Source organism: Pseudomonas fluorescens, assembly GCF_900636825.1.
Classification (GTDB): domain Bacteria; phylum Pseudomonadota; class Gammaproteobacteria; order Pseudomonadales; family Pseudomonadaceae; genus Aquipseudomonas; species Aquipseudomonas fluorescens_BG.
The window spans coordinates 5,389,247-5,409,038 of the sequence record NZ_LR134318.1; the positions used below are offsets into that span (position 1 = coordinate 5,389,247).

The window sequence follows — 19,792 nt, forward strand, 5'->3', positions numbered from 1 at the left end:
GCTTGACATGGCAAGTGCAACACCGAAAGCTAGGTGGGTGTTGTATTTGGAAATGCGCTCGTGAAAAATTTCATCTTGGTCGAGGCACCGCTCACAAGCGAAGCTAAACACCTATTGCTTCACCTTGACCCGGATATGCCCGACGAGCTGCGGGAATTCAAGCCTTTTACCCACTACACCATCTGGCTGGCACGTAGGGGTTATGCCCCCAACACAGCGAAGCTTTATGCCGAGCACGTGGGGCGGTTTGTGGATTACGTGTATGAAGCATCAAAAACTCAGTTCGCGGCGGATGTCGACGTCACAATTGAGACCGTCATCAACAGCTACCAGGCGTATCTGCTGTTCGGTAAGGGCGCTGCGAACCCGATAGCATTGAAATTGGCTGACAGCCTAGGGAAGGAGAAGCTCACAGGCCAAAACTCCCTAGCGCAGACCATCGAATCGTCGATTAAATGGTTTCTTGATGTATCGGAAACTAAGAACAGAATAGCGCCAGACCAGTTATTCAGCGCGTTCTACACAAAGCGAGCTGAGTACCGCAGCCAGTATGAGATTTCGGCGCACAAGGCCAATTCTTGGTTGGCCGCAGTCATTCGTGACTCGATTAAGTCGGTGATGCCTAAGCGCAAGGGAGACAAACTATTTCCCCAGGCTGCACGCAGGGACAGGAAGAACGACCAAAAACCGTTCAAGACGGTAGCATTTCCCATCGAACGATCCGTGGATCTCATCAGGCAGTCAAAGCCAGCGAAGTCCAAAACTTTCTATAGAGATATGACCCTCTATTCCCTACTCGCGGCAACAGGCGCTCGTTCGAGCGAGGCCCTGCAGGTGAGGATGCCCGATATCGACGATGATGAGTTCGCAGTTTTCCTCCGCGACCCTTTTGCACGCAAAACGCCTGGAATTACAGAGGATGAATACCAGTTCCTTGCCTGGAAGGGACGGGTGACCGAAATGACGTTCATGATCGAACCCTTTGCCGGTATGTTCTGGGAAAACCTTGAGAAGTATTTGACCCGTGAGTACAACTCGAGCGTCGACCATGACTTCCTCTTTCAAAACCTCGATGGCAGGCCATTCTTCGCTAGCGACCGAAGCAGTCGAGACAAAACCTTCAAGAGCTACGCCCAAAAAGCAGGGGTAGAGGACGTCACAGGCATTAGCGCTCACTCGCTGCGACATATGTACGGAACCTACACTCTTAATTACTTGCCAGTTCCCGGACAGAGCATTCCAGGACTGCCTCTAGCGTATGTAAAAATCCTAATGGGTCACGCTAGTGCCTCTTCTACCATGAAGTACGCCAAGCACGACACTGACATAATTGAAGCCTATATCCAACACGCCAATCAGTACGTATCACAACGTGGTGAAGCATCTTTCAAGACGATTCGAGCAGACTTCCACTACCGGCAGTTAGAGTTACTCGAGGAAGAAGCCAAGCGTATTGAAGGAGAAAAAAATGATTAATCTCACCAAAGATATTCTCATTATCAAGTCAGGAGAGGACTTGGAGAGATCGATCAAGGAGGCTATTGCCAAAGCTAAGGCATGTGTTTCAAAGGTACTTTTTGAGTCCAAGCACATCGCTCCTAGCAAAATCTCAAGCGGCTCCGTTAATGAGTATTACCAGGCCTCCGTCCTACGTTTCTTTAACGACCACTTGGATCCGGTTAACGCCCCGGTATACGATGAAGATTGGGTACACAATCTCCATACCTGCACGAAGAAAACTCCGGACGCGAATATTGCCAAGCAGGTGGTTCCGAAGACCGCACACGACTGGATTAACAAGTCTTCACTGGAAAGGCTTGCTAAAGATTCAATATTGATTTTGCATTTTCTCTGGCAGGAAAAAGCCGTACTTCTTCCGTTAGATACCAAGAAGCCCACTGGCGGCAACCAAACTAAGAAGAAGCATTTCGAGTTTGCTGCAGCTGACTACACTGAAGTTCTCGCCTTGGTCAGCAAGCCTTTCGTTCCTCATGTCACATACGAGAACATTCTTGATATAACTACTGTTATGAAGCCGAGTGCCATCAAGAATTTCGAGTGGTATGCGTGGCGGATGATTCGCGCCACCGACTGGCACCAAATTGAAGACATCAGGCCGGTTGACATCTCTGATCTTATTGAACATCTAATTAAAACACGCCGTGGCGAAATCGACTGGTTCATGTATCCAATTGCCCCTGCGGCTTTTCTGAGTTACGTCCAGAAGCTATACCCTGAAAGGTGCCAGCAAGCCACTACCCCTCCGAAAAATGATAAGACAGCCAGTAAAAAGGCATTAATCTCTGGTGAATTCAATATCCCTGCTGAACACCAAAAAAGCGTCGATCTCTGGTTGAAATATCAAGGCAAGTTTATTCAACTGCTAAAAACCAAAGGAATGAAGACTTTTAGGCACTATGAAAGCAGCTTCACGGTGTTGAACACGTTCCTATTTAGTGAATATCCTGGAAGAACTGGTCTACTTCCACCAGGGCCTCGAGATCTCAATCGTACACACATCGAAGGAGACGGCCAGGTTGGTTTTCTCAGTTATCTTCGCAAGGGTCGGTCGGGAACAGCCGTTCAAAAGTCCCTGTATCACTTGGAAGCTTTGTTTGACTACCTGATAGTCAACTCTAGCGCCGATGAGGAATTATCTGGCTTCGTTAATCCGATTTCCCACATCGATTATCCAATTGTAAGCAGAAGCTCTGGCACCAACAAGCCAGCTTTCGAATCCGAGCACTTTCCCATTCTGCTGCAATACTGTTACGCAATTGAATCTTTCTCAACGCACCTTGCCGACAGGGTTCATGAAGAGCAGATCAATCTGTATGACAAAAAATTCAGGGCAGATATACCCACAAAGAACTGGAACGAAGCCCAGAAAGTTATTCAAACTGAAAAACTCGGGTACGTACCGGTTGTTTTCTATCGCAACCCAGACTTTGACGCCAGTCAGCCAAAGTCAGATATCAACCGCCCGATGAAATATGAAGCTCTACACCTTCTCCCTAGGTTCGTAGTGCCCATTATCGAACACAGTGTCGAAAGGAATGGGCAATGGGTTTTCTATCCCCAACTGAACTACATTCGACACAACATCGTAGCGCTGGAAACCGGCGTTCGAAGCATTCACATTCGGTGGCTGGAAAAGCTAACCTATGATATGCACATTGATCGATCTAGACCGCTACCGCCTCTTTGTAAGTTGCGAATCAACACAGACAAGGCAAATGGCGCTTGGGATTCCACTGTTTCTAGAAACGTAATTTATGTTTTAGACCGCCAAAAGGCCATGATTAAATGGTTCAACGATCCGTCAATGGATGTTCCGGTTTGGTACGACTACCATGAAGAAAGCCCATTTGGAAAAATCACCTCCCTGTTCCCTAGGGGCGAAACTCCTGGTGTACTGACAGGAGAAGCCTATGGCAAATACTTCAAGAGGCTTGTCTATTCTTTTGATTTGTTCTGCCGATTCCAGCTGGGAATTAATACTACGAACGCGATGCCAGAAGCTGTGGGTGACCTGGAGTCAATTGATGCGCCTCTGGATTACTTGGCGGCACTGAAACTCGAAGCACAAGCCTGTAAGCTCATCGAGCATACTCCGCACTCTTGTCGAGTTTCAGTAGTATCCGAATACATCAGGGTATTGCCGCCACATATCATAGGCGCGTTCATCACGGGGCAAGCCACTGAAGAACACGTCATGTATTACGCGAAAGTCGACCCTGCATACCTGAAGTCGGTAGCCCAGTTTCAGAAGATGAGTGTCGAGCAGGGCTGGCTCATTGATCGTCCAGCAATGTCCAATATTAAAGCCGAAGATGTCTCCTCAAAGCTCCAGCAGGCTTTCCGTCGAGACAAGGAAAAGTCTCTGATTGATTTCGGCGCCATCTCCTTTGACCGCGAGATGAAGGACGATGTCGTGTCAGGCGTCAGGGCCGCAAAACAGCGCCCAATTGATTCGCTGGCTTTCATGCCCACACACATCTGCCCGTACGGCAATCACTGTCCAGCGGACGTGGTGAAAGACCTGGGTGCCATCCCTGGACTGAGCACGCCATGCGGTGGTTGCTACTACTCAGTCAAAACTGTCGACCATCTGCCTAGGATTCACGGCCATATCCGAGCTTTAACTGATGAATGCAGCGAGCTAGAGGCGTACATCGCAGAGGCAAAAAGGAATGGTGCATCGCTAGAAAGCCTTGTACAGAAAGCCAACCGTCGCAAATTCCTGGCTACGGAGATCATCTCCTGGAGCGTCACAGCACACTGTCTCGAACAAATGTATAGCGAGATTAAAACGCGTGAAAGTTTCTTGGTAGAGAAGCCTGAAATCGTGTCAGAACATCTGGAACGTCTGGAGCTGAAAGAGCACTCGCTCTCCAATCTCATCGCCCGCACTGCTGAAGCCAAGTCACATGCAGAGTATTTCACTCCACAACTGAACCAGCAGCTCAAGGTAGCCAGGAACAAGCTGCTGGCGTTCACAGGAGACTTCAACCGCATGCTGGAAGAAGCCCCGACTGGTTTCACGTTAATCGATGAATTCAGAGGACTGATTCGATCTGCCTGTGAAGTCCTCGGCATTTCGCTACACGAACTGAGCGATGCAATGACCAAGCCTATGGCTTTGAATCGCCCTGATTCGATTCTGAAGCTAATTTCGAGCCCTGGGAGTGTCCCAGCATGAGCAAGGGTGCAAAACCTGGCCAAAATCGCTTTGCAGGCTCCCAGAAGAGAAATCGCGAGTTCAGGATCAGCCGGATAAAGGATGAAGTTGTCCCGAGACTGAAGACGTTTGTGGGGAAGACATCTTTTGACGGCATTACCCCTTTTTCCAGGTTTTGTGCAGAGCTTTACAACGCCGATCTGCCCGTAAACGAGAAGAAGATAGGCTATCGCACACTGGTTCAAAGCACCGATTATTGGGCATTGATCGGCCCACTGTTCCATAGATATTGGGACTCCGCCGGCAACATGGAATCCACGAAGAACAAGCTAGTCGAGAAGCTATCAGCGCATCGGGCAGATGGGCTCCAAGCAGAGACAGAAAGGCTGAAGAAAGAAATAGAGGCTCTCAAATCAGCGCTTCGTACTCACGGGGCCACCCTGGCTCCCATTTCGGATTCAAAGCACAGCGATCAGGCCTTCATGACGAAGTTTGATAAGACCTGCCGTGCCCTTATGCTGGTGCTCAAAGCGAGCGACGGCATGTTCGTTGTTGACATGATGGCCGGAAAAATCACCTGCACATTTGATGATCTCGAACCTGCTGAAGGGCTTGTTCCAAAAGATATTGCCGAACCCTTCGTCCTTTGGATGAAAGCCAAGGAAAGCACTAATGGCGACCGGTGATCAAAAGCGCTCTCCGTACGACCGCTACAGGGACTATGTGCTGCAGCTTGAACAGGCTGGAAAAAAGTTTCCTGTGAATCAGTTTGGCGCCGTCAACTTCAGCAAAATCGCTGATGAATGTGGTAATCGTAGGCAGTGGTTTTCTGAAAGCGCCAAGAAGATCTTTTGCTCACAGGGCAAAACCCTTGAGCAGGTCATCGCGAAGGACATTCGCCGCATAGGCAGTGAGTTTGTTGCGGCCAAAGATCCTGAGTCTCTGGCGATTGATATGGCGGATTCGAAAAGTCGCGAAGCGAATCGGTTGCGAGTAATGCTTGAGCAAAAGTCGAAGGAAAACGAACTGCTCCGCGAGCAAGTTGAGCGACTCTCTGCCGAGCTACGGTTGCTTCGGACATCTGCGCAAGAAATCAGTAGCCAGCAGGACTTGATGATCGACTCCGGGCGGTCATTCATCCTATGAGCAATCTGTCGAACATAATCCAGGTGAGCTCGGTAAAGCCAGGCAGTTTTGGCGGAGCAGTTTTCTCCGGGCGCATCATTGGCCAAAACAAAATCTACACATGCAGAGCCAGCTATAAAGTCATCACTCGCATACCTCAACCCGGTGAATGCTGGCAGTTCAAAGGTTCGATCACAGGGCATGATCAGTACAGGGATTTCGTTCTGATCGAGAGCTGCCACATCGTAAACCTGCCCATAGCGGCATATGTGGAACGATTGCTGGTGAAGCATCCTGCGTTTCGCGGGCTGTCATTCGGCAAAGCGAAAGTCTCGAAACTGGTCAGGGCATTTGGCGCAGAAAATCTTGCTCAGGCATTGACTGCAGGCAGGGTCAGCTACCTGGCGGAATTTATTAATCCCGATCTCGCCCAGAAGGTCGTGGATGCCTGGAGGACACTGCAGGATGAGATTTCAACGATTGAATTTCTCTTGGAGCACGACTTCGATCCTGGGCTCGCCAAAAGCATTCTCAAGGTTTGCCAGACGGATACAGTAGAGCGCCTAAAGCTTAATCCGTACAGCCTCGTAGCGTTTCAAGGCATCCACCCGAACATGTGGAAAATCGTAGACGCCGCAGCAGCCAAGCTAGGCATACCTCAGGATGACCCACGCAGGCTGGCCGGCCTTGTGGAGAACTTGCTCTATGTGCGCTTGGATCAGGGTCATACCGCATACGAAATCGAAGAGCTAAAAGCCGCCCTGATGCAGAAGCTTCCATCCGCCAGATTGGTAGACCAGGCTATCGACTGTGCCCTACAAAGGCGTGCTGTATGCGTTAAGAAGGATCAAGGGACGACGCTTATCCAGCCACTGGGAGCGGCCCTTGTCGAAAGTAAACTCGAGCAGCGAGTCGCGAGTCTACTGTCCTCTCAGGCCTCATTGCTTCACGGTTCTCCGCAGGAACTGGAGCAAGCGATTGAAGATTACTGCGCACACGGTGAGAGCGTGCCTGGACACTCACTCACCCGAGACCAGAAAAGCGCAGTGCTGATGGCGCTTACTAATCGCATCAGCACGCTGACTGGATTTGGCGGTACGGGCAAGACAACCGTGCTGAAAGCCATCGTTGATATAGCCTCTCAGCACCGCCCAGTGCATGTCTTAGCACTGAGTGGAAAAGCCAAGGAGCGCGCCAAGGAGTCTGTTGGCCGAGACACCTACACGATCCACAGCTTCTTGATCAAAATCAGCACCGCAAGCTCAGGGATCAGCACTGGAGGCGACCCTCTAGTAATCATTGATGAATCCAGCATGGTAGACATCGCCTTGATGCTGAAACTGCTGAATGCTTTCGCGAAGAAAGAACTGTCTCTCTTGCTAGTAGGGGATACCGGTCAGCTATCTCCGGTTGGTTATGGAATCTTCTTCCATGCACTGGCCAAATCGAAGGCGATACCGTCGACTCACCTGATCAAGGTTCACAGGTCTATCGGCAACAGTCACCTTCAGAACATCGCCATGAAGATTAGATCTGGTCACCTGGACACCTTGCCATTCTGGAATGGCGAGCGCGATGGGGTTTATCTGATCCCCTGCACAAACACGCAGGACATGCTGACACACCTCGCGAAGATCAAGCAGATCATCCCTGACGCTCAGATCCTGACGCCACACATGTCTGATCGCATGCCGGATTCCGGGCACAAGATAAACAAACATCTGCAAAGTGCCCTCCAGCATACAGACGAGACGCAGGGCATCTGGATGGGCAAATACTGGCTGCGAGTTAACGACCCCGTCATCGTCACCCAGAATAGCTACGAACATAATCTGTTCAACGGCAACACCGGGATCATGACTGGCGTTACGTCAATCGATGGCCAGACTTCAGGTGTGTTTTTCTTCAATGGGCTCGAAGTGACCCTCTCTAGGATGGACTTGTTCGGGCTGGGAATGAAGCTTGCCTACGCCATATCCATTCATAAGGCGCAAGGCAGCGAGTACGAGACGTCGATCCTTTGCATTCTGAGTCAAAGCGAATTTGTGGAACGAAGCATGCTTTACACAGCCGTCTCACGATCTAAGCGGCTGGCCTTGATCCTAAGCACGCATGACATCATGCAGCAGGGGGTAGCTCGCCCGAACCGAAGTGACACCCTCTGTGTGGGCTTCTCGGTTTGAATATCAAACAGGTCGTTAGCCCTACAATATTGTGGGCAGGGCCTTCGCTTCAGGCGGCTTACCTTGCTTGTATGATCGCGGGATCCGCGCCCAATGCCTCAAGGTAGGAGAATGTCATTGAAGCTGTTCACAAGCCTTTGGAATCTCATCAACCCCGACAGTCGCCCTGACTGGGAGAAAGCGCGAGAACGCGAGTTCATCTTGGCAGCAAACAGCCTAAAAACCCTTTCGGTCACCGACCGGGGCGGCATGTCTATCGACCCCGAAGAGCTGCGCGACCAGATAGTCGCGTCGCGTGAGCAGTTGAAGCATCTTGTCCGCAGGCCAGAAGCGCCTAACCGATCATTCAGAGCAGCGGAAGATGTCCAGGTGGAACCGTTAGTGAGTTCCACCGTAGAGGCTCCGGCGAGCGCCATGGACTGTATTGAGGTGGTGGCATGGCGTCGGTTGCAGACCGGCGCTGCTGTGCGCTACGTGTGCCTCCAGTGTACAAGTTCGGAGCGATTCGCTGTCGCTACAGCCAGTCTGTTCACAGAGGCCATAGAGAGTCTACCGACTTGGGTCGATGGTAATACCAACAGGCAAGTTGCAAATGCACTTCAGAGCGGTGGACTCCATTGGTACGCGACTTTGAGTGAGGCGATAAATGCTTGGGATGCGGAGCTTTAATGACCCTGAGCGTTCAGTTGGGGCGTGCCCCTGCGGGGAGGGGCTGTCGTAAACCGAGCCTTGGCGCGAGCGCCAGCATCTCGGCCCTTCGGGCTTCCATCCCACACGACTGCGCGCTCCGCTTGCCATGCTTATCCAGCCGTGTGATCACCTTCCTTCAGTTCGAGCGGACAACCAGGCTGAGCTAGATCCAAAGCTCACTGGGTTCTACCCCTTTGAAAGTTCAAGCTTCAAAGAAAGCACGGTAGGCGTTCATCAAAGCAGTTGCGTCATTCAAAGCTCGGTGGTGCCTGGTTGTCGGCAGTAGGCGATAAATGTCACTTGCCGCCTCCCTACCCACCAACACCTCCAAAGGCTTCAACTCGAAGGTAGGTATCAGATCTGCTGCCTCGTAGAGCACATCGAGCCAACAGCCGTCCTGAGGTGAATCACTGCAAAGCACCTGCCCGGAAAACAGCTGATTCATATTTCTCGCGACGGCGGCTGGGGTATCACCTTCCTGATGTAACTGATCTTGAGTGAGACCGTGCATGTCTTGCGCGTCAAACGACCAGTGCGTCCAGTACCGGACGGGCTTGATAAGCGAGCTGAAAGTGGTATCAATCGACACGACGGCAACTTCAATCGGATAGCTGTCAGGAGCTATTCCAGAAGCTTCAAAATCAATAAAAAAAGAAGGCCGTTCCACCTTGCTGCTCCTGTTTGAGGCTGCGCTTTTCAGCAGCTACACCGACTGCTTATGTGTTTGCGCCGCCATTGCTCGAACCAGCAGTTCTAGCTGCTAGCAGCCTTTGCAAGTCGATGGTCTTGCAGATGCTGCATCTCACGCTCCCATTCAACCAGAAATTTATCCCAGTCTGAGGCGTATGGCCCATCAAGCAACCTGGTCGAGCCGATACTTGCTTGATTGAAGCGCTCCCTCCATGGCTGCGGGATAGTCTGCTCCAGGATGATGTCGATGCCGGAGTGGTGATGCTGCAACGTGACACAATCCCGAAGCTGGCTGAGTTCAAGTGCCTTGTCAGCATGAGGGGAGACTTTTCGCTCTAGAAGGTCAAGGTCATCGAGAATGGATAAAGCATCGAACGCCTTCGAATCGCCTGGAGATATGTTCGCAAGCATCCACAAAGCCTTTCGTCTCTTGGCTTCCAGCTCGCGGAGTTCATCGTCGGGCATGTGAGTTAGCTCTTGTTGGCGTTGATGGCATGCCGCCTGCGGCGTTAGGCTGCCGTGAATCGAGCCCCGCCAAGGCGTGTCTCGCCCCTGCGGGCTCGCATCCCTCACGCCTGCGCGCTCCGCTTGCTTGGTGTCTGAGCCTCTGTGAAGCATAGATCGCAACGCATCCTACCCTCATGATTCGGAGCTCGGCATCGCTTTTAGAAGCGTTCTGTTATCGTTCTAAAACTAATTTAGTCGCTCTTAGTCATCAGCCTTCTGGGGAGCCGGGAATGGACACAACTCGACGTGTACCAGGCAGAGCCTACCAAAAGGTTCGCGATCCCGAGCGCCTACTCATTGAAGAACGTGCCGAAGCTCTATCCGCTGCCGGCTACCCACTGCCAGCTGATGACCCGGCTATGTACGCTGAGCAACGGCTAAAAGAGGCCAGAGCTGCAGCGCGTTCATCCCAGGTAGGTAGCGTTAGCGAAAACACTGCGGCGGAGCTCTCCGCAAGAGAGGTATCCCACGTACTCAGGGAGGTGATTTTCGGTCGAACCGTCATGAGTAAGGTGGGTCATGAATCGTGGGACGAAATTTATGCCGGCCACTTCCAGATCAATGTAGATAGTTGGGAGATATCGATTTACAACGACTGCGATCAGCTCGATTACTGCGAAAAATGCATCAGCCCGGATGGGCGACACTGGTCGTTTGACTCCGGAGATCGCTTTGGCACAGACCCCATTGCACTGCTATCTGCATGGGAGCATCAGATGCTTGAGAACCTGCTGAAGGCTCTCTAGCGGTCGACTTTTAGTCGGCAACGACGACTGTCGCAGCCGCGCATCTTCTAACACCTACGTCAGCGTACATAGCCTTTAGTAATCATCCCAGTCGTCGTAATGCTCGTCAGACTCTGGCTGACCATCATCGCGCTGCAGGTCTTCAGTTATGAATTTGACACGACAAACCTTATGCCTTACCAGCGTGTCAGGCACGTACTCAATCGCAGGCGTCTGCGATGAGGGGCTGCTAAGCAAATCATCTAGGTTCGTGAAAGCAGTTCTAGGCTCGAGTGAAGCCACCACGGCATGATTAAAAAGGGTCAGGTTTGTACCTTTCCGCACTTGAGCGGATTCGAACAGCACACCGTCGAGCGGCGGGTCGAATTGTGTAGCTAGGTACTCCGCCATGACTTGTGTAGCTAGGTATTCGTGTTCCTGATTCGGAAGCACCGGGACGGTAATTTTTGCGTGGAGTGTTTTCAAGAAGATGCGCCTACCCATTTGCTCTTCGTAGCTGGCTTCAAACGCACTCAACGGCCTCGCTTCGTAGGCTTCATCCAATGCAATGAAATCCAGGACGCGAACGGGTCTTGTGAGTTTGAATTCGCCGCTGACGACTCGTCCTCCTACTGGTGGGCGAAGCTCGGCAACACAGGTTTTTCGGTCAAAAGCTCCGTAAAAAGCGGCCAATCCTTTAGGGTTCATTCGGCCAGCCCCTGCGACCTCCTTGGGTGGCGGGCCAAGTTCTGCAGCAGGGTTGCTAATGATCGAGTCGTATTCTGAAGCGGAATCACAGCGCCTGGCACGAAAGATCTGATCGTCGACAAGCTCTTTGACAACGGACATTGATCCATTAGGGCTTTTGAAGGTTGAAAGCCCTCGAAACAGCCAGTCCAGAAAATCCTTGGCATGCTGACTAAAAAATCGATTTCCATGCTTCATTTCGTTCTGAAAATTTAGCCATCGAGCATCTGCTTCTCTTGGTCGAATCACTCTCCACTCATAGTTTTCATCATCACTGTACCTCGCGTCACCTCCTTGCATGATGTCGTAATGGGAGCTTTCGTTGAGGTCGCAGAGAACACGCTCGGCAACCGGGTCGTCCTCATCCAAACCAAGCAATTCTGCGACATAGAAGATAAGGGGGTCGCCAGTCTGCTCTGTTTCAGAGCGTTTCCCATTGTCATCGTACTGATCGTATATCGCTCCAGGATGGCAATACTTCTGGAGGACATCGTCGACCATGCTGATAAGGTCTTCGAATGGGATAGCCTTACGCCTTTTTAAGCAGAACGAGCACTCCGCAGCCACGCCTGTTCGCCTGATCAACCCAATGAGATAGGCTTCGTTCAAGCATTGGTGGCAGATCAGGTCTTTGTCCATGGGGCTGTGCCTAGCAAAGTTCAGATGGCGGTGATTCTAAGTCACCTTAGACGCTGAGCCCGATGGAAACTTGCTGGGTCTTAGTCTTCCGTCTTCAGGGCATGTCCTGGCAATCAGGTAGCGCAGGTGCACAGAGGTATGTCACATGAAGCAACCACTCTTCGATTTCGATCTCAAACGCGTTTCTCGCCAGCACTACATAACTGGCAAGGCCGCAATCAATTTCCCTCATCCAGGATGTATCACCGGTGGGTGGCACTTTCTGTCGTACTTTGACCGAGAGGCAGGGGTCGCCAAAGTATCGCTTGCAGGGATTCACTACCCAGATACCGACGCCTTTTTTGGTGGCACGGGCATCACTGATGTTACCGAGCAGTTGAGGAAGCGTGGCTGGCCCGTAGAGGATAAAAGGCTCTTTATGGCTGATCACTACAGAGCTGCAGCAGACATGGTAGTGAAATGGTCGTTGAGCGATTCAAATCACTGCAGCTTAGAAGTCGCCGAATGGTTCCCTTCCCCTGAAGCAAGGAGTCGGTTGCTTAAGGTGCTGGATCTTGGCAAGCCCCAGCTTTCTGAACTGCACAGGCTGCAAAAAATGGAAGCTTGGCTAAGCTCGCAATAGGTGATGACGTCAGGTTGGTCAGGAAGACAGCCGTTGGCATACGTGGCGAATGAGAGCAATGGATATGCGCAAGAAGTCCCCGTCATGGTTTGTCCCGCTCCTGATTATTTTTGCCCTCCTGTGGGCAATGGGGAAGAAAGACACGCCTCCAGCCCCGGTACAGCCACACGCTCTTAGCTCGCCGAATCCGCAAGCGTCGATTTCCCCGGCCTCACCGCCAACCCCGGCTCCTGCTCCTGCTCCTGCTCCTGCTTCCGCAACTGAGCACTTTGTGAGTGCTGATAATCTCAATATCAGGGATCAACCAGGTGGAAAGGTCATCTCCAAACTGAAGCGCGGGGAAAGGTTCAGGTCTTCGAAACGAGGAATGAATGGGCGCGCATCAGCATTGATGGTCAATCTTCGAAATGGATTTCGTCCAAGAGTCTATGCAGTGGGCCTGGCTGCTACGTTGTTCCGAAGCCCAGACCGTCGGCCCAGCTTCCACTGCCCGCTCGCCAACAGACTCCAGCTTACGGTTCCTCGTGCCCCTGTTCCTCTGGAAACGTGTGTATAGGGCCTAGGGGTGGTCGATACTGCATTACCTCTGGCGGTAACAAGCGGTACGGCGTTTGAGCGATTATCTGATGACGTCTTGCCGGGGATTACACTCTCGCAGGCGCTTTAGCCTGTAAACGAGCCGATCTCTTGACGAGGTTTCGTTGCAGACGGATATGTATTGGCTATGAATCCGTAACCACCTGACTCAACAACCATGTGGTTCAACTTCATTTTTGATTTTCCAGCTCAGGGCTAAACATGCACACCATACGGAAAGTGGTAATTCAGAATTTCAAAAAATTCAAAACGCTCACGCTCGATTTTGAGTCTGGGAAGAATGTGCTGATTGGCAACAATGAGGCAGGAAAAAGCAGCATTTTGCTCGCGCTAGACCTCGCGCTCGGCGGGAGTCGCAACCGCATTGAAGCTCTGGGTGCAGAAGCTCTGCTCAACAAGGATTCGGTTGACACTTTCCTTGCTGGGGAGAAGAGCCTGGAGAAACTACCTGAGCTGATAGTCGACGTTTTCCTAGAGGAAGGTGACGACGAAGGCCTGTATGGAACCAACAACTCCCACCAGCGCCAGACTGACGGCGTGCGCATGATCCTTGCGGTGATGGCCGAGTATGGCGAAGCGGTGCAAGCCATCTTGGCTGATGATCAACCGAACTTCCCATTCGAATATTATGCGGTGCGGTTTGAAACGTTCGCCGGCAGACCCTACGCAGCATTCAACCGCCCCATTAAGCACATGATGCTAGACGGTTCACGTATTGATGGCGATCACGCGTCTCGTGAATACACCCGAGCCGTTTACGCTTTCAACGCCCCCGTTGAAGACCGCTATAAACTTGAAAACCTGTACCGCCAAGGCAAGCAGGCTTTTACAGGACAACATCTCGCAGCGCTCAACGCTGACCTACCCGCGTATCAGTTTGACGTACGGAGTAGCGTCCGGTCGAACCTGGAAACTGACCTAATCATCACGGAAGACAATATTCCGCTTGAGAACCACGGCAAAGGAAGGCAGTGCTTCATCAAGACTGAATTTGCGCTGAGCAAGCACAAGCAAGGCGGCTTGGATGTAATGCTCTTGGAGGAGCCTGAGAACCACCTCAGCCATTCCTCCATGAAAGCACTCGTCGCCAAGCTAGCGGAAAACGAGAGCACCCAGCTTTTCATTGCAACCCACAGCAGCCATATCTGCTCAAGGCTTGATCTTCGGCACGCCCTTTTGATCGGCCCGAATGCAGCTGCTGGCTCACTTAAAGCCCTATCACCTGACACCGCAGAATTCTTCATGAAGGCCCCGGACAACAACGTCCTGGAGTTCGCGCTCTCGAAGAAGGTGATATTGGTTGAAGGTGATGCTGAATTCATCCTGGTGGAAGAGTTCTATAAGCAATTTACAAATGGGCGTCTACCGCATGTCGATGACGTTCACATAATCTCTATTGGGGGCACCAGCTTCAAAAGGTACATGGAGCTCGCTAACCTGCTCGGAATTCGAGTCGCAGCCATACGAGACAATGACAAGGATTATCAGAAAAACTGCGTAGAAAACTACGTCGACTTCGCTTCGGACAATGCCAAAGTCTTTGCCGACAAAGACAATGACCGTTCAACCTTCGAAATAGGGTTGCACAACGACAACGAGGAAACCTGCAAGACCGTCTTCGGCCCAGGACGAAAAACTCTCTCCCCCTTGGAATACATGCTGGCAAACAAGGCAGAAGCCGCGTTTGAGCTGCTCAAGGGAAAGCCCGGTGAGCTGACCGTTCCGGCCTACATCGCGGAGGCAATCCAATGGATAAACGAGTGATGTTCGCTGTGGCAGGGTCAGGGAAGACCACCTTGCTCGTGAAGCGTCTGAGCCTAGAAAAGCGCGCACTGATAATCACCTACACGGAGAACAACTATCGCCATTTGCGCGATAGCATCATCAAACGGTTTGGCCATGTGCCGAAAAACATCAACTTGCTGAGTTATTTCACGTTCCTTTATAGCTTCTGCTATCGCCCTCTGCTGCAAGTGCATATGCATACGCGGGGAATCAGCTTTCGAGCTCCGCACGCCCGTACGCTAAAGCTCAAACGGGACAATATGGCGTATTACGCCACTACAAGCGGCAGCGTTTACCACAATCGCCTCGCCAAGCTCCTAGAGACCGCTAATGCAATTCCTGACGTGATGGCGCGGATGGAGCGCTTTTACGATGAGTTTTATGTCGACGAAGTTCAAGACCTAGCAGGCCATGACTTCAACCTGCTAATGGCATTAGCGAAAGCCAAACTTGAGATGCTGTTTGTAGGTGACTTCTACCAACATACGTTCGACACCAGTCGTGATGGAAACGTGAATAGCTCGCTACACGCTGACATTGGCAAATACGAAAAGCTTTTTCAAAAGGCGGGCGTGACCGTCGACAAGGAGACATTGAGTCGAAGCTGGAGGTGTGGCATCACCGTATGTGATTTTATCCGCACACATCTCCAGATTGACATGCAGTCACAGCATACGTATGAAACCGAAATCATTCCTCTGTCCAATCAAGTGGATGCTAACGCCGTGCACGCGGATGGCAACGTGGTGAAGCTGTTCTACCAGGAGCATTACAAATACGGGTGTCTGTCTAACAACTGGGGCGCTAGTAAGGGTTTGGATCACTACAACGATGTGTGCGTAGTGCTGGGTACTACTCACTGGAAGATCTACCAGACATCCTCGCTTGCCGCGCTCCCTCCACAGACAAAAAACAAACTCTATGTTGCCTTCTCACGGACTCGCGGAAGGCTCTACCTAGCGCCCGAAACACTTTTCAAACCATTTAAAACGGACTAGGTCGTAGCCATGGGTGGTGATGTATGGCGTAAGACCTTGTCCAGAAAGTATGCTCAGTATGAAGGGGAACCGCTGGGCATGACACCTAGCGTGATCAGTCGAAAGACTGGCCCTGCTCCATCTCCCCAATCCAGCTGTATGTGCCGTTTAGCCAAACGAAGACGCTGTTGAGCACCTCGCGCAAGTGCCGGATGTTGATATGCGTAACGTCTGGGAGATGGTCTTTACCACTGTTGGTCGTCGCATACCGAAACGCCATCGAGTCTGGGTCGACGTTGTCCAACTGGCGAATGAACTCGTGAACAGCAGTAGCGTTGACGTCAGAGCGCTCTAGACCCAAGTCCTTGAGCAGATGACGCAACTCCGACCACAGAGGCATCAACGGATGCTTGTCGTAGTTCTTGGGCTCTTTGCCTGTCAGAGCGCGAGCACTCTTTAGCATCAGCTTGAACTGCAGCTCCAAGGAATGGCGGTACAGAAAAAGCAAGGGATAAATGCCGCTATCCAATGGCACCTGACGATTCGCCATAGCCTCCACAAGACCGTCGGCGGCATCTTTGTATGCAAAAGCATAGAGGTCGACACGAAAGTGAGACGAGTTCAGCATCGCGTTGTACTGCCAATCTTCACCCTGGATAAACAGCTGCTGGCCGGAGAAGTCTGCCGGCCACTGGATGGCCTCAAGCTCCGGGTCGAGCATCGGTGGCGATTCCTCATCCATGTCGTCTTCTCACGTTGGCCAGTCCATGGTTCAGAACTTTACGAATCTGGGTGGACTATCGGCAACCAGTAGGTGGTTTTCTGGCTTGGGCTACTGTACGAGAAAGCGTGATCTCAGGTTGAGGTCACAGTGTCCTTTTTGCGGGGACATCGAAAAATGGCTCTGATCCATGCTGGGCAGGGTTTGGTGCCTAATTGAGCCTCAACCGCCAACGTACCACAGCCGGTTAACTGTGCTCTTGGGCAGTTCTAATTGCCGGCAAACCTCCGCTTGAGAAAGGCCTGCCGCCTTGAGATCGCGCACCGCTTTGAGTCTTTCTGCGGCAGCGATTCTCTGGGGCGTAGTGAGCTTTTGGGGTTCGGCAGGTAGCTGCTCATCAAGAACACCGAGCTGCATGAGTTCTTTCATTGTGTCATTCAGAACTGAGCGCGCGGTCTTGCCTTCATCGGCTGCGGCCACCAGTGTGAGGAAGGAGAGTGGCATTAGGCCTAGCGCTTTAGCTAAATCGGCACTGAGATCGACGGTAGCCGATGTCGTCGATGCTTCCAAGCGGCTTATGTGTGCTTGATCAGTCTGTTGCTGGAGGTCTGCTTGCGACAACCCATGTCGAACCCTCAGCCACTGTAGCGTTGCCGCATATGCCTTCCGCAAAGACATCCAGCGCACCTCTCCACAAAAGGAGACGGTATGCCCCGTTTGATGAGTTCCACACAAATGTATATAGTCATTGCGGTGGAACTACCGGTGCGCCACCTTTGCGATTCTGTACGTGCGCAGAGCCCTATTTTCTTTGTCGCCAAGAGGATCATCAATTTATGACTAATTCTTCTGAGCACGAGCTGCTACCGGAAGGGGAAATCTCCTCTGCTGGCACGTCGCTGTCTCATGCAGAAGTGGAAGTATTGGTCGCGGGGCGCTTCGGTCGTAAGCCTTTTTGCACCGTCGAGGACTGGGTCATCTTTCACGTCGACGAGTCCCCAGAATCGCTCGCGAAAGTACGAGCTACTGGTCTGGAGCCGATGTTCATGTATGCCCATTGCGTCATTCATGACGGTCATGGCCGGTTTCCGCCAGGGGGCTGGGTGCGCTCGACCCTGTGTAAATCGTTCGACGGTGTTTGCCTGTTCGAGACGCGAAACACGGTGTACGTGCTTTTGGGACAAGGGCGCGAGATGACTGCCTCGCTGAAGACAATATTTGGCTTATGTTAATCGCAGGCGCACTTCGCGGGCCTGCTCAACACGAGATACAAGATGTTCAGGATTAGCATGCAAGACCAGGCCGGCCCGGTGGGAATGTTCGGGGACGGTCTCGCTCATTTTCACGCGGTGTCGCGATCCCTAGTCACTCATTGGTATCACGTGAGCCTGAAGCGTCGACACGAAGATCGCCTCGTAGCCTACGAGGAGATGTTGAGCGACGAGCCCCGTCTGGTTGAGCTGCTGGTCTCTCAGAACGAGAACTTGCTCGTGCAGGAAGTCCAAGTCGTCACTCCAGGGTGGATGAACAAGGGGTCTAGCTGGAGGATGGAGAAGCTGACCTCGCTCGCCATGGGACTCAATCAAGCTGAAGTGCCAATCTGCGTCTTGAAGGTCGAGAGCGGTGATGTGTACGTCAATACTCATCAGCGTGATTTTGATGTTGAGTCTCTGACTGGCTTGAAGGAGCTATACCGGAGGACGGCTCCAGAGAGCACCGTAACCTGTGTATCGAGAGGTTCGTAACCATGGAAGAGATCAACACGGTCGCAGTCGATTTGCACGTGAAACGCTACTCGGACGTCGACCTTCTTCGCATCGCCAAAGCAGTGAATCAAGACTACAACGGGCTGGTCACTGCCTACCTGGTGAATGTCCATATTCATGCGTGCAGTGCTGTTGGTGTGGTGTTCGGTCACATTTGCCCTGGGCCGTACCAACGATTAGCAGATGGTCGGCTGATTCGGACATCCGACATTCAGTCCGTAACGAAGGAAGGCAGGTTTTGGGTTATCAACACGGTCAACTCCAAGTACGTGATTGCGACGTTTAGGCGTGACGTCGGGCGCCGCAGCTTGCGTGAGTTCTTACGTATAGCAGGCGCCAGGTATCTGCCAACGCCTGATCGACTGCAATAAATTCTGCATCGTTGTTGTACGGTAGCCCTTTGCGATGTTCTGCTGCGGCAAAAGGCTTTAAGGCGATCAGCCAGTACACGGAACTATCTCAGAGTCGGTCTCTGCCGGAGTGTAGGGCCGAACCGCGTGGACAGATACCGCTTGGCGTACCCGCTGATGAATTTATAACCTTCATCGATAGTCAGAGATGCTGTCTTGATTTCCTTCGCCTGCTGCTTGAATCCATGCCGCGACTCAAAGCCACTGATCGAAAAATTGTTAGCAGTCAGCTCAAAGCTTTTCTGAATCTTTTTGTCTACAGGCACATTTAAACCGTACTTCGCCGTATAGGACTCAATTGTTTCGAGAATCTTGTAATAGGTAGTCCAACCGCCCTTTTGCTCAAACAGCTTGACCAAGTGGTAAGCGTCTTGGTACTCGCAAGCAAGCGATACAAGGTGAAAAACTAACGCGCTATCTTCGCGTTCCCTGCCTCGCTTCGCTGAGGCTGGGAGAGCACCGAGAAGGCCATGCAAATTACGCTTTTCGGCGTAGTTTACGCTCCGGCCCTCACGCAAGAGGCGCGCAATCCGGAAGGGGTGTCGCTGGTTCCACAGCAAAGCCATTGCTCCGTTGAACAGCGACAGAAGCTCGTGCGCTACCTGCCAGGCCACATCAGGGTCATCTTCGATATCGCCGAAATGTGAGGAACTGAAGCTGAAGTGGTCATTTGTGCAGTCGAGGTAGTCGTCGACTCCTCCCCACACCCAAAAATGCCCGTTGTTATCGTTCTCGCGAGAAAGCTGATGCAAGTACATCGGAATGCCGCTGGTAAGTTCGACTTCCCATTCAATTGTGGAGCTCATTTAGGGTCGTAACCTCAAAATCCTGGGATTGGCAGCCTGCTGCCATGCTTAAAAGGCAGTGAATCTAAGACAGGCTGCTGCAGGTCTGCAATAGGGATGCGTTCTCACAACCAACCCTGCC

At 51.9% G+C, this 19,792-nt stretch carries 19 protein-coding genes; 13 read left to right on the plus strand and 6 right to left on the minus strand.

The genetic code is table 11. From position 1 onward, the window contains the following. Positions 1–60 precede the first annotated feature (60 nt). The 6 genes from EL257_RS24660 to EL257_RS24685 all read left to right on the plus strand — a co-directional run bounded on the left by EL257_RS24660 (position 61) and on the right by EL257_RS24685 (position 8,658). Positions 61–1,476: a tyrosine-type recombinase/integrase gene (locus EL257_RS24660; protein ID WP_232013046.1), complete on the plus strand. Its 1,416-nt coding sequence runs from the start codon at positions 61–63 to the stop codon at positions 1,474–1,476. Next, a complete protein-coding gene (locus EL257_RS24665; protein WP_126366961.1) occupies positions 1,469–4,702 on the plus strand; it encodes a hypothetical protein in 3,234 nt (1,077 codons plus the stop codon). The genes EL257_RS24660 and EL257_RS24665 overlap by 8 nt, the downstream gene beginning before the upstream one ends. Further along, positions 4,699–5,367 (plus strand): hypothetical protein, encoded by a 669-nt coding sequence (locus tag EL257_RS24670; protein ID WP_126366963.1) that lies wholly within the window; start codon positions 4,699–4,701, stop codon positions 5,365–5,367. Before EL257_RS24665 ends, EL257_RS24670 begins: the two co-directional genes overlap by 4 nt. Then, entirely contained in the window at positions 5,354–5,827 is a 474-nt protein-coding gene (locus EL257_RS24675; RefSeq protein ID WP_126366965.1) for a hypothetical protein, read from the plus strand. Before EL257_RS24670 ends, EL257_RS24675 begins: the two co-directional genes overlap by 14 nt. After that, positions 5,824–7,989: an AAA family ATPase gene (locus tag EL257_RS24680; protein WP_126366967.1), complete on the plus strand. Its 2,166-nt coding sequence runs from the start codon at positions 5,824–5,826 to the stop codon at positions 7,987–7,989. Before EL257_RS24675 ends, EL257_RS24680 begins: the two co-directional genes overlap by 4 nt. 111 nt (positions 7,990–8,100) lie before the next feature. Beyond that, a complete protein-coding gene (locus EL257_RS24685; RefSeq protein WP_126366969.1) occupies positions 8,101–8,658 on the plus strand; it encodes a hypothetical protein in 558 nt (185 codons plus the stop codon). Between the two features lie 223 nt (positions 8,659–8,881). Here EL257_RS24685 and EL257_RS24690 read toward each other — a convergent pair whose 3' ends face one another. Beyond that, positions 8,882–9,346, minus strand: a complete 465-nt coding sequence (locus EL257_RS24690; protein WP_126366971.1) for an exonuclease domain-containing protein — start codon at positions 9,344–9,346, stop codon at positions 8,882–8,884. 86 nt (positions 9,347–9,432) lie between these two features. Then, positions 9,433–9,834 (minus strand): hypothetical protein, encoded by a 402-nt coding sequence (locus EL257_RS24695; RefSeq protein WP_126366973.1) that lies wholly within the window; start codon positions 9,832–9,834, stop codon positions 9,433–9,435. A 272-nt stretch (positions 9,835–10,106) separates the two neighbouring features. On the opposite strand from EL257_RS24695, the gene EL257_RS28290 reads away from it, so the two are divergent. Then, a complete protein-coding gene (locus EL257_RS28290; RefSeq protein WP_331852523.1) occupies positions 10,107–10,622 on the plus strand; it encodes a DUF7693 family protein in 516 nt (171 codons plus the stop codon). Between the two features lie 75 nt (positions 10,623–10,697). On the opposite strand, the gene EL257_RS24705 is transcribed toward EL257_RS28290, so the two are convergent. Further along, complete coding sequence (locus tag EL257_RS24705; RefSeq protein ID WP_126366975.1) at positions 10,698–11,987, minus strand: RES family NAD+ phosphorylase; 1,290 nt, start codon at positions 11,985–11,987, stop codon at positions 10,698–10,700. A 145-nt stretch (positions 11,988–12,132) separates the two neighbouring features. Between EL257_RS24705 and EL257_RS24710 the strand changes: the two genes are divergently transcribed. The 3 genes from EL257_RS24710 (at position 12,133) to EL257_RS24725 (ending at position 15,989) form a co-directional block, all read left to right on the plus strand. Beyond that, positions 12,133–12,609, plus strand: coding sequence for a hypothetical protein (locus EL257_RS24710; RefSeq protein ID WP_126366977.1), 477 nt, complete (start codon positions 12,133–12,135; stop codon positions 12,607–12,609). A gap of 798 nt (positions 12,610–13,407) precedes the next feature. Next, a complete protein-coding gene (locus tag EL257_RS24720; protein WP_126366979.1) occupies positions 13,408–14,970 on the plus strand; it encodes an ATP-dependent nuclease in 1,563 nt (520 codons plus the stop codon). Next, positions 14,955–15,989 (plus strand): AAA family ATPase, encoded by a 1,035-nt coding sequence (locus EL257_RS24725; RefSeq protein WP_126366981.1) that lies wholly within the window; start codon positions 14,955–14,957, stop codon positions 15,987–15,989. The genes EL257_RS24720 and EL257_RS24725 overlap by 16 nt, the downstream gene beginning before the upstream one ends. Positions 15,990–16,083: 94 nt before the next feature. Here the strand turns inward: EL257_RS24725 and EL257_RS24730 are convergent, their stop codons facing one another. Together EL257_RS24730 and EL257_RS24735 are read right to left on the minus strand one after the other, a co-directional pair. Beyond that, positions 16,084–16,710 (minus strand): hypothetical protein, encoded by a 627-nt coding sequence (locus tag EL257_RS24730; protein WP_232013047.1) that lies wholly within the window; start codon positions 16,708–16,710, stop codon positions 16,084–16,086. A 201-nt stretch (positions 16,711–16,911) separates the two neighbouring features. Continuing rightward, positions 16,912–17,367, minus strand: coding sequence for a helix-turn-helix domain-containing protein (locus EL257_RS24735; RefSeq protein WP_017337049.1), 456 nt, complete (start codon positions 17,365–17,367; stop codon positions 16,912–16,914). Positions 17,368–17,525: 158 nt separating this feature from the next. On the opposite strand from EL257_RS24735, the gene EL257_RS24740 reads away from it, so the two are divergent. The 3 genes from EL257_RS24740 to EL257_RS24750 are packed head-to-tail and all read left to right on the plus strand — an operon-like array spanning position 17,526 to position 18,826. Then, entirely contained in the window at positions 17,526–17,921 is a 396-nt protein-coding gene (locus EL257_RS24740; RefSeq protein ID WP_109512842.1) for a DUF6957 family protein, read from the plus strand. A gap of 42 nt (positions 17,922–17,963) precedes the next feature. After that, positions 17,964–18,434 (plus strand): hypothetical protein, encoded by a 471-nt coding sequence (locus EL257_RS24745; protein WP_126366983.1) that lies wholly within the window; start codon positions 17,964–17,966, stop codon positions 18,432–18,434. Positions 18,435–18,436: 2 nt separating this feature from the next. Next, positions 18,437–18,826 (plus strand): hypothetical protein, encoded by a 390-nt coding sequence (locus tag EL257_RS24750; protein WP_126366985.1) that lies wholly within the window; start codon positions 18,437–18,439, stop codon positions 18,824–18,826. An 83-nt stretch (positions 18,827–18,909) separates the two neighbouring features. Here EL257_RS24750 and EL257_RS24755 read toward each other — a convergent pair whose 3' ends face one another. Continuing rightward, positions 18,910–19,671 (minus strand): hypothetical protein, encoded by a 762-nt coding sequence (locus EL257_RS24755; protein WP_126366987.1) that lies wholly within the window; start codon positions 19,669–19,671, stop codon positions 18,910–18,912. Positions 19,672–19,792 lie beyond the last annotated feature (121 nt).

What these genes read in the sequence shown, in the direction of transcription:
- EL257_RS24665 (WP_126366961.1), top strand. Translation starts at nt 1,469, where the DNA reads ATGATTAATCTCACCAAAGATATTCTCATTATCAAGTCAGGAGAGGAC.
- EL257_RS24670 (WP_126366963.1), top strand. Translation starts at nt 4,699, where the DNA reads ATGAGCAAGGGTGCAAAACCTGGCCAAAATCGCTTTGCAGGCTCCCAG.
- EL257_RS24675 (WP_126366965.1), top strand. Translation starts at nt 5,354, where the DNA reads ATGGCGACCGGTGATCAAAAGCGCTCTCCGTACGACCGCTACAGGGAC.
- EL257_RS24680 (WP_126366967.1), top strand. Translation starts at nt 5,824, where the DNA reads ATGAGCAATCTGTCGAACATAATCCAGGTGAGCTCGGTAAAGCCAGGC.
- EL257_RS24685 (WP_126366969.1), top strand. Translation starts at nt 8,101, where the DNA reads ATGTCATTGAAGCTGTTCACAAGCCTTTGGAATCTCATCAACCCCGAC.
- EL257_RS24695 (WP_126366973.1), bottom strand. Translation starts at nt 9,834, where the DNA reads ATGCCCGACGATGAACTCCGCGAGCTGGAAGCCAAGAGACGAAAGGCT.
- EL257_RS28290 (WP_331852523.1), top strand. Translation starts at nt 10,107, where the DNA reads ATGGACACAACTCGACGTGTACCAGGCAGAGCCTACCAAAAGGTTCGC.
- EL257_RS24705 (WP_126366975.1), bottom strand. Translation starts at nt 11,987, where the DNA reads ATGGACAAAGACCTGATCTGCCACCAATGCTTGAACGAAGCCTATCTC.
- EL257_RS24710 (WP_126366977.1), top strand. Translation starts at nt 12,133, where the DNA reads ATGAAGCAACCACTCTTCGATTTCGATCTCAAACGCGTTTCTCGCCAG.
- EL257_RS24720 (WP_126366979.1), top strand. Translation starts at nt 13,408, where the DNA reads ATGCACACCATACGGAAAGTGGTAATTCAGAATTTCAAAAAATTCAAA.
- EL257_RS24725 (WP_126366981.1), top strand. Translation starts at nt 14,955, where the DNA reads ATGGATAAACGAGTGATGTTCGCTGTGGCAGGGTCAGGGAAGACCACC.
- EL257_RS24730 (WP_232013047.1), bottom strand. Translation starts at nt 16,710, where the DNA reads ATGGATGAGGAATCGCCACCGATGCTCGACCCGGAGCTTGAGGCCATC.
- EL257_RS24735 (WP_017337049.1), bottom strand. Translation starts at nt 17,367, where the DNA reads ATGTCTTTGCGGAAGGCATATGCGGCAACGCTACAGTGGCTGAGGGTT.
- EL257_RS24740 (WP_109512842.1), top strand. Translation starts at nt 17,526, where the DNA reads ATGACTAATTCTTCTGAGCACGAGCTGCTACCGGAAGGGGAAATCTCC.
- EL257_RS24745 (WP_126366983.1), top strand. Translation starts at nt 17,964, where the DNA reads ATGTTCAGGATTAGCATGCAAGACCAGGCCGGCCCGGTGGGAATGTTC.
- EL257_RS24750 (WP_126366985.1), top strand. Translation starts at nt 18,437, where the DNA reads ATGGAAGAGATCAACACGGTCGCAGTCGATTTGCACGTGAAACGCTAC.
- EL257_RS24755 (WP_126366987.1), bottom strand. Translation starts at nt 19,671, where the DNA reads ATGAGCTCCACAATTGAATGGGAAGTCGAACTTACCAGCGGCATTCCG.